General features: G+C 56.9%; 6 protein-coding genes. 1 reads left to right on the forward strand and 5 read right to left on the reverse strand.

The window, feature by feature from the left end; all coding sequences use genetic code 11:
• The 5 genes from IF803_RS42180 to IF803_RS42200 form a co-directional block, all read right to left on the reverse strand.
• On the reverse strand, positions 1-1,037 hold a 1,037-nt coding region (locus tag IF803_RS42180; protein WP_461196123.1), incomplete at its 3' end, for a carbamoyltransferase family protein.
• 3 nt (positions 1,038-1,040) lie between these two features.
• A complete protein-coding gene (locus IF803_RS42185; RefSeq protein WP_461196124.1) occupies positions 1,041-1,193 on the reverse strand; it encodes a DUF5989 family protein in 153 nt (50 codons plus the stop codon).
• 7 nt (positions 1,194-1,200) lie between these two features.
• Positions 1,201-1,602, reverse strand: coding sequence for an SxtJ family membrane protein (locus tag IF803_RS42190; protein WP_461196125.1), 402 nt, complete (start codon positions 1,600-1,602; stop codon positions 1,201-1,203).
• A 422-nt stretch (positions 1,603-2,024) separates the two neighbouring features.
• On the reverse strand, positions 2,025-3,095 hold the full coding sequence (locus IF803_RS42195; RefSeq protein WP_461196128.1) for a hypothetical protein: 1,071 nt from the start codon (positions 3,093-3,095) through the stop codon (positions 2,025-2,027).
• An 11-nt stretch (positions 3,096-3,106) separates the two neighbouring features.
• A complete protein-coding gene (locus IF803_RS42200) occupies positions 3,107-3,502 on the reverse strand; it encodes a recombinase family protein (RefSeq protein WP_461196126.1) in 396 nt (131 codons plus the stop codon).
• 382 nt (positions 3,503-3,884) lie between these two features.
• Here IF803_RS42200 and IF803_RS42205 point away from each other — a divergent pair.
• On the forward strand, positions 3,885-4,059 hold a 175-nt coding region (locus IF803_RS42205), incomplete at its 3' end, for an MBL fold metallo-hydrolase (protein WP_461196127.1).

A 4,059-nucleotide genomic window follows, 5' to 3' on the forward strand; every position in this document is an offset into this window, starting at 1 on the left:
GCGGCGCCCACTGCGCCGCCCGCGTCGCCGGCGGCCGGCTGAATCCAGATGTTGTCGAAGAGTGTTTCTCGCAAGAGCTTTCCGTTCGCAACACAATTAAGTGCCACGCCTCCTGCAAGGCAGAGATTTCTCTGCCCGGTTGTGGTCCGGATTTCTCTTGCAAGCTTTAGGACGACCTCCTCAGTAACGGCCTGAATGGAGGCCGCTAGATCCATCTCCCTCTGCGTCAACCGACTTTCCGGGCGTCGGGCCGGACCACCGAATAGTGCGTCGAACCGACCATTGGTCATCGTTAGCCCGGTACAGTAATCAAAGAAGCTCATGTCCAGGTGGAATGACCCGTCCTCTTTGATGTCGATCAGGTGCTCCTTTATCAGATGCACATACTTAGCCTCGCCGTAGGGCGCCAGTCCCATTACCTTGTACTCACCGGAGTTCACCTTGAAACCGGTGTAGTAGGTGAACGCCGAGTACAGTAGACCAAGAGAGTGCGGAAAGTGGATCTCCCTGTAGACCGATAGTTCCTTTCCCTTACCGATCGCAAGAGAGGTTGTCGTCCACTCTCCGACACCATCCATCGTTAACACTGCGGCTTCGTTAAATGGCGATGGGAAGAACGCGGACGCGGCGTGGCTGAGATGATGCTCCGAAAAGCGGAGTCGACTCGACCAATCAAGATCACTCGCAAGGTGTTCGCTCAACGCCTCCGAAATTAGCCTTCTTTGAAACAGCTTGTCCCTTAGCCACACCGGCATCGACATTGCGAAGCTCTTAAATCCCTTTGGCGCGAAAGCTAAATAGGTTTCAAAGATCCGTTCGAATTTGCTAAATGGTTTGTCGTAGAAGACTACATAGTCGACGTCGGCTGGACATAGCCCTCGGGCGCTGAGGCAGTAACGAGCCGCATAGGCAGGAAAGCCTGGATCGTGTTTATTTCGCGTAAAGCGCTCTTCTTGCGCGGCAGCTACTAGTTCGCCGTCCGAAACGAGACAAGCGGCAGAGTCATGGTAGTAAGCTGAGATGCCCAGGATATTCATCGGTCAAAACAGCGCGTAAACAAACGGAGAAATGACAGAGCCTTGTGCCAGAACGAGCAGAGCGGCTATGACAACCATGAGAACAATTAGGGGTGCGAGCCACATCTTTTTGCGAACTCGCATGAAAGCCCAGAGTTCCGTGATGAAGAGATACATCTGCGCCTCAGAACTGGTTTGTGAAGGACTGACCTGTCGGACCTGGCGGGTTACGACTGATCCAGTAGCTTGCGGCCGGCCGTCGCTTCAAATGAAGCTCGTCGCGCCCAAGCAAGCGAGCGACAAAAGCGATCGGTGCTAGAAGCCCGAAATAGATGATACCCAGAACCAGCGGGCTGACTATCCGTCCTAGCAACTCGCCGAAGTAGAACCAGAGTAGGTTAAGCGGCGCGAGAATCCGCGGAAAGGTCAATGCTATGCCGCCGAATGCGACACTGATCGCAAAGAGCGACACGTAAGCAGCAGCGACGCGTCCCTTGATGGCCGCGTATGCGCCCAACGCAAGAAATACGGCGCAGAATGTGAGGCCGAAGCGTCGATTGGACGGCAGTTTGGCCGGGACTCTCATGCTATGCCCCCTGCGCATGTTCGGCGATGATTTCAACTCCGCGCAGCGCGTTTGCGGATAGCCTAGCATGCGTCGTGCCAAAGGAGAAAATCACGTCAGAACAATACGATTACTGTGGCAGCGCGCTCTGTCTCATGTCCAACATTGTCGAAGATCCGACAATGCGGGCAGGCGTAAACGCCTGAGTGACGGGCCAGCCGGCCGTGTCACCGCGAGAACATGCTTGTGATTCGGGGCGACAAGTGTATCGCTCCGGCGGAGGCGGCCTTGTGCGGTTCGGCGGACTGCTTGAGAAATATGACCTTAAGTCTAGCCTTAAGGTCGTGCGGCGAATCAGGTCAAGGTTTTCGGTGCCGAGCTGCAAGTCGGGGAGACCGTCTGCGGCGTTGCGCGTCGGTATGGATTGGCACAAAGCCTGCTGTTCACCTGGCGTCGGCAGGCGCGCCAGGGCAGCCTAGGCAGCAAGGCTGTACTGTACCGGCTCTTGTCCCTATGGAGATTACTTCTCGCCGCCGGCTCCGGCATCGCCGTGGGCGCCGCAGCCGTCTTCGCCCCCTGGCCCGCGTGCAAAGGTCAGAATGATCGAGATCGAGCTTGGCTGCGGCTCGATCGACAAGTCGATTCCATCGACTGCATTGCTTGCGCGGCAGGTTCGATGCGGGAATCTCGTATAGGCAATAGTGCGCATTGTAGGCGTGCCTGGTGAGAAGTCCATGTTCAGCCCACCTGGCGAGGGTCGTTTCGTGGATGTTGAGGCGCGCCGCGGCTTCCCGTTTTGTCAGCATTCCGCAATCTCGCAATCTGTCATAGCGCGAGCGTAAGCCATAGCGATGGACGAGATACGCGACGTGCAAAGCCGTGAAGCGGGCGTCGTGGCGGCCGCGCCGCGCTGATCCTCCCGGGCGATATCCTTGCTGGTTGAGGAGTTCGGCGATCTCTGAATAAATGTGTGTGTCGAGGAGCTTGTCGACCAACTCGACGATACCGCGTTGCGTCTTGACCTGCTGCGCGGAAGATTTTGGGCTCATGGTGGTAAGCGTTTGGATTTTGCCACCCTTGAAGCGGACGTGAATTTTGGTGGTTCGTTCCGCCGGCATCTTGATGAGGGTGACATCCTCATTGATGTGGGCGAGCAGCCGTTTGCGTTCACGGTCCGGCGTGCCTGGATCTGCCCAAAGCTTACCGAAGTCTACCGTCATCGCGATCAGCCGCTCGCGGACAGCTTCATCGAGGACGAGCTGATCCTGCTCTCGTGCGCGCTCTCGATCATCGCGGGCTTTTGCCAACACGCGGAGCTTGTTGTTCCATTCACCTTCGAGCGTGTCGGCGACGAGACGATTATTAGGGTCGACCAGCATGAAGCGGCGCTGGGCGAGATCCGCTTCGATTTGGGCCCGTTCGATCGAGCGACAGCGCAGCCGGTCTGCTTCCTCATACCTGGCTTCGATCTCCCTGCGGATCTCGAGCGTCAACTCGGGGGCGGCCGGCGTCATTTGTTCGGCAATCAGCCGATGTCTTTATCGATCGGAGGCCCGGCGATTGACCCATGATAGCCGTGAGCGCGATCACAGACGTACCAGGCATCCAGCCGTCCCCGTCGGGCAGCGTAACGGATGCGGAAGTGTTTACCGCATCGCCCGCACACCGCCCATCCATGCAGCAGTGCCGTACCTTCCCGAGGAGGCGATGCGCGCGCCAGGTCATATCCTCGACCGTTGGTCTTGAGAATTTTGAGATTCTCCTGGAATTGCTCCCAGGTGATGTAGCCGGGATAGGCATCCGGGATACAAGCCAGCCAGTCATCGTGGTCACGCCGCTGCAGAGTCGTTTTGCCGTCGATGGTTCGTCGATAGCGCCGGCGTCCATGGGCGTAGGCGCCGGCGTAGCGTGGATTGCTCAAGACGCGTATCGCCGTCGATGCGGTCAGTGTCCGAAGAACCGTGGTCTCGCTGCCAGTGACCCAAAAATGCTTGCATCCCAAACCTCGCTCCGCTCCAAAAAACGACTCCTGCTCAATGACTGGACATTTTTTTTCACGGACGGCTCAGCAGCCCGATCGGAAGCCGCACTGTCGGCCTCGGCGACGCCAATCGTAGGCGCTTGAACTCGAGGGTATTCCTAACGCGCAGCGGATGGCTTGATGGTTGGAAATTGCTTGCCGTGAGCCTTGAGGAATCCGAATTTGTGGCACGAAACGTACCAATATTCCGCTTAAAAGACCCAGCCTGTAAAGGTAGTCTCTTTTCAGACTGCACGCCGCCAACGCTTGCTAAGGGAATCAAATGCATCTAATCCAGCGCTCCAAAAACCTTTGGGAGTTTAGAGACACTTGTAACGTTTACGTTCTGAAAAGTGGAACGGAGTGCCTGCTCATCGATACAGGATCCGGCGCTATTATGCCGCATCTTACCGCTATCGGTATCGAACGAGTCGACTGGGTTCTACATACTCATCACC

This window comes from Bradyrhizobium sp. UFLA06-06, from assembly GCF_054820065.1.